The 4,746-nt window shown below is 74.1% G+C and carries 4 protein-coding genes; 1 reads left to right on the top strand and 3 read right to left on the bottom strand.

What is annotated here, in order from left to right; all coding sequences use genetic code 11:
* The coding region (locus ACIWVC_RS13275; RefSeq protein WP_396454182.1) for an MmcQ/YjbR family DNA-binding protein at nucleotides 1-395 on the top strand (395 nt) is incomplete at its 5' end.
* A gap of 14 nt (nucleotides 396-409) precedes the next feature.
* Here ACIWVC_RS13275 and ACIWVC_RS13270 read toward each other — a convergent pair.
* The 3 genes from ACIWVC_RS13270 to ACIWVC_RS13260 form a co-directional block, all read right to left on the bottom strand.
* Nucleotides 410-2,266, bottom strand: a complete 1,857-nt coding sequence (locus tag ACIWVC_RS13270; protein ID WP_396454181.1) for an endonuclease/exonuclease/phosphatase family protein — start codon at nucleotides 2,264-2,266, stop codon at nucleotides 410-412.
* Nucleotides 2,267-2,325: 59 nt separating this feature from the next.
* A complete protein-coding gene (locus tag ACIWVC_RS13265) occupies nucleotides 2,326-3,789 on the bottom strand; it encodes a hypothetical protein (RefSeq protein WP_396454180.1) in 1,464 nt (487 codons plus the stop codon).
* A gap of 155 nt (nucleotides 3,790-3,944) precedes the next feature.
* A partial coding sequence (locus ACIWVC_RS13260) for an alpha/beta fold hydrolase (RefSeq protein ID WP_396454179.1) occupies nucleotides 3,945-4,746 on the bottom strand: 802 nt, incomplete at its 5' end.

Genomic DNA, 4,746 nt, shown 5'->3' with positions numbered 1-4,746 from the left:
GACCGTCGGACCCGGGTGGTTCGCTGATGGAACCGCGGCCACAGGAGGACATGTTGATCACGGTAGAGCAGGTGCGGGCGCTCGCCAGAACGCTGCCCCGCACATCGGAGCACCTCATCAGAGACCAGGTGAAGTTCCGCGTCGGCTCCATCGTCTACGTCGCGTTCTCACGGGATGAGACCGTGATGGGCTTCGCCTTCCCGAAGGAGGAGCGCGCCGCCCTGGTGGCGTCCGAACCGGAGAAATTCCACCTGCCCAGGGAATCCGACATGCGCTTCAACTGGGTCCACGCCTGGACGGCCGCGCTCGACGAAGCCGAAATGGAGGAGTTGGTCACGGAGGCATGGCGGATGGTCGTCCCGAAGAAGGTGGCCGCCGCGCGCCTCGGCCTCTAGCGCGCCGGCATCGCTCATTTCGCGTCGAGGGTGACGGCGATCGCGGGGTGGTCGGAGTAGCGGGCGTCCTCGCTGACCGCGTCGCGTCCGGTGAGGCCGGAGGTGACCAGGACGTGGTCGATCGGCTTCGACCCGGTCACCGGCGTCGCGAACGGGCGGGACGCGGCGAGCGCGTCGGTCAGCCCCGCGTCCGTCAGCGTCCGCCAGGGCGGGCTGCCCGGCTCCAGGTTGAGGTCGCCGGCGACGACGACCTGGCGGCCGTCCCGCGCGGCGTCCGCGGCCAGCCCGGCGAGCTGCTCGGCCTGGCCGAGGCCGGACCAGCCGGCGGGCGGCTGCGTGTGCGTGGCGATCACCGTGATGTCGCGGCCCTTCCAGCGCAGCCCGACCATGAGCGCCTGCGCGCCGGTCGGCCCGCCCTTCACCAGCGGCTCGTTCCGGACGGACGTGACCGGCAGGTCGGTGAGCAGCGCGTCGCCCCAGACCTCGTCGGCGGCCGGCGCCCAGACCGCCCGCATCCCGAGCCGCTCGGCGTACAGCCGGAGCGAGTCGCGGGCGCCGTTCAGCAGCCACGCCCGGTCCACCTCGCCGAGGACGACGACGTGCGGGCGCATGGCGCGCAGGACGCCGGCCTGCCGGGTGACGGTCATCGTCCCGTCCAGGCCGTAGCCCATGCGCACGTTGTAGGCGGCGATGCGGAGACCGCCGTCGTCGACCGGCCGGGGGCGCGGGCCGGTGTCCCGCCACAGCGGCACCGCGGCCACCGCGAGGACGGCGACGGCGGCCGCGCCCGCCGCCCAGACCTCCAGGCCGTGCTCGCGCCGCGGCTCCGGCGCGCGGACGGTCAGGGCGGCGACCCCGAGCGCCGTCACGACCGGCACCCAGCGGTTGGGCGTCCCGAGGTCGTAGGCGGAGTAGTAGGCGAACATCAGCACGACGAACAGCAGCCAGCCGCCCGCCATCGCCGTCCCGCGCCGGCCGGGCCGGTCGGGGCCGGCGGCGGACGCGGCCGCCCAGCCGAGGCAGCCCGCCAGCGCGAACTGCCCGAGCACCTGCGCGGCGACCGTCCAGGACGGGGAGACGCCGTGGACGCCGTCCACGGTGGCCCGTCCGGCGGCGAACCCGGCCGCCGACAGGACGAGCCCGGCCGCCGGCGCGAGCGGGTGCCGCGTCCAGAACCGGGGTCGGGCCGCCACCGCCACCGACAGGGCGGCCGACGCCGCCACGACCGCGGCCGCGACGCCCCCGGACCATCCCGCGCTGGCCTGTGCGTGCGCCGCGTTCCCCGTCCAGACGCCCCACAGGAGGAACGCCGGCCCGGCGGCCAGCCAGATCCGCGGCCGGCCGGGCGCGTCCGGCTCGGCATCAGGCCGTCTCGCCGAGGTGAACGCGAACAGCGCCAGGTAGACGGCCAACGGCAGCCACGGGACGAGGCCCGGCCGCCACACCAGGTCGATGCCTTCGAGCGCCGCGTGCAGCGCCGTCGCCGCCGCGAGCCCGCCGGCGAACCCGGTCATGACCGGTGCGGCGTCCCGGACGGCCATCGCGGTCGCGGTCAGCCACACCAGCCCGCCGAGGAGGCCGATGCCGGCCGCGTAGAGCTGGGGGTCGCCGCCGTCCGAGAGCTGCAGGACGATCCGGGCGGCGACCAGCAGGCCCGCGCCGCAGACCGCGAGCCTGGGGGCCGGGACGAACCGGGCCAGGGGGACGGTCAGGAACGCCGCGGCGAACCACGACAGCGCGTACGCCCCCATGACCTCGGCGGGGGTCGACCCCGCGCTGCCGACGAGCGTGATCAGCGACGGCAGGAAGACGCGCAGCACGTCCGCCAGCACGACGACGCCCAGCAGGACGTCCCACCGGATTCGCGACACCGAGACCTCCCAGAATGCGAGAAAGTCTCACGTAAGGCGCCGGTGGGCGCAAGGGGCCGTCAGGCGTCGGCCGGCTGCGCCTCGGGCGCCGCCACCGCCTCCGGCACCTCCACCGCGGCGGCCGGCCTGCGGCGCCCCCACGCCAGCGCGGCGGCGAAGCACGCGAACGGCATGGCGGGCAGCATGTACCGGTAGTCGAAGTCGACCGTGACCGGCGGGATGGCCAGGAGGGCGACCGCGGGCGTCCAGAAGAGCGCGGTGCGGGCGCGCGCCCGCCGCCGCACGATCCCGGCCGCACCCGCCAGCAGCACGATCCCGAGCACCGTCCCGGGGACGCTCACGCGCTCCTGGTAGTCGCGCATGAACTCGGCGTACGGCTCCACGATGTGCGTCCGGCCGGTGCCGTGCGAGTACTCGTACACGACCGTGCGCCGGTCGCCGCCGCCCAGCACCGGCAGACCGGGCTTGCGCGCGGTCGGCTTCGTCGGGAAGTGGTACCTGGCCTCGGTGCCGACCGTCGGATACTGCGACCGGTGCCACGAGAACGTGCGGACGAAGAAGTCGTACGAGACGACCCGCAGGTAGTCGGCCGGCTGGTTCCGGATGGCCCAGAACGCGAACCGCTGCGCCCGCTCGTTCGTCTCCTGGCTGAACGCCTTCCCGTTGGACCAACCGGTCGGCGAGTTCTCCTCCCAGATCTGATGGGACGAGGCGGGCCGGTTCTCCTTCGCCCCGTACGGGCAGAGGCTCGCCAGGTCCGGCGGCGGCGCGTGCGCGTCGCAGTCGGCGAACGCGGCCGTCCGCCCCCAGAGGAAGACGCCGTCCACCCCGGTCATCTGGAACCGGCCGTGCTCCTGCTGGAACCACGTCGCGTAGGCGCCGACGGGCAGCACGAACGTCACCGCGAGCGCCGCGCACACGGGCCACCGCGTCCGCCGGACGACCAGGTAGAGCAGCACGATCACGAACAGCGGCAGCCCGACCGTGCGCGTGACCGACGCCATGCCGAGCAGCGCCCCCGCCGCGGCCGCCCGCCGCCACCCGGTCGCCCCCGGCCTGGCCAGCAGCAGCGTCGCGCCGAACACCAGCACGATGAACAAGGTGTCCGACAAGAGCAGGTGCTCGAGCTCGATCTGGTACGAGTCCAGCAGGATCGGCGTGACGGCCAGCGCCGCCCACGTCCGGCGGACCTCGAAGTCCCGGACGAGCATCCGGTACGCGGCCACCGCCAGCCCGGCGATCGCCGCATGCTGCAGCAGCGTCACCAGGGCCAGGCTGTGGAACGGCTTCAGCCCCCAGAGGAGGATCCCGTAACCCGACGGCCGCAGCGGATGCGGAAACGGGTCGTCCGCGATGCGCAGGAAGTCGTAGCTGTCGTTGAACCACAGCGCGCTCCGGAACCCCAGCATGGTGATCACCCGCAGGACGACGCCCGCGAGCAGCACCGCCGCGAACAGCCAGTTGCCCTTGACCGCGCCCATCGCGCTCTTCGAGCGACGCCTGGCCAGAGGGGAGAGCAGCACCGGGGAACCTAACTGTGGACGAGCGGGCGGACGGCATCCCGCGCCGATCGGACATCGGCCGTGTCACGCCGGGGGCGGGCCTCCTGGCTGCGTCACCGCTTCCGCCCACGCATCGCCGGAGATCATACCAGCGCGCTCACCTGCGCCCCCGCCGTTCACCAGCCGGCCGCGGCCAGCGCGGCCGCCAGCTTCGGGGCGACCAGGGGCGCCTCCGCCAGCCCGGCGATGTGGTCCAGCCCCTCGAACTCGATGACCTCGAACCCGGCCCGGCGCAGGTCTCCGGCCGTCTCGCGGACACGGCGCGCGATGGCGCTCCCTCCCACGTAGTCGTACATGCGGCATTCGGGCTCGCCGTCGATCGAGCCGTACCAGACGATCTTCGGCCCCTTCAGCGCGGCCAGCACCTCGGCCTGGTCGCGCGTCGCCCACTCCCGGTACATCAAGATGCCCAGATGCTGCTCGTCCGCCTTCTCCTGGAGCCCCGCCTGCAGCAGGGCCGCGCGGGCGCCTTCGACGTACCCGAGCCAGTAGTCCGCGCCGGACAGCAGGGGGAACCCGCCGACCATGAGCCCGACCGCCCGTTCGGCGGCGCCCGCCAGGAACCCCGCCAGCGCCGCCATGCCCGAGTACCCGGCCAGCACGAAGTCGCCCGCGCCGGCCGAGTCCGCCACCGCGTGCAAGTCGGCGATCTCGACGTCCGCGGGGAAGCGGGTCCAGCCCGTCGGCTCCCAGGGGCCGCCCGCCTCGTCCTCGGGCTCCATCAGCCCGACGACCTGCCGCGGCTTGTAGCGCACCACCCGGTACCCGTGCTCGGCCAACGCGGCCGCGAGCGCGCCGTGCTCGGCGCGCATCCTCGACGGGAAGACGACGGCAGGACCGTCGCCCTTCACCTCGTACCACAACGTGTAGCCGTCGCCGGTGACCGTGGTCGCCATGATGCCTCCTCCGCTCTGCGCC

Source organism: Actinomadura sp. (genome assembly GCF_044508335.1).
Classification (GTDB): domain Bacteria; phylum Actinomycetota; class Actinomycetes; order Streptosporangiales; family Streptosporangiaceae; genus Spirillospora.
Note: the sequence above shows the minus strand (reverse complement) of the source record. Positions and strands in the feature narration are given on the sequence as shown.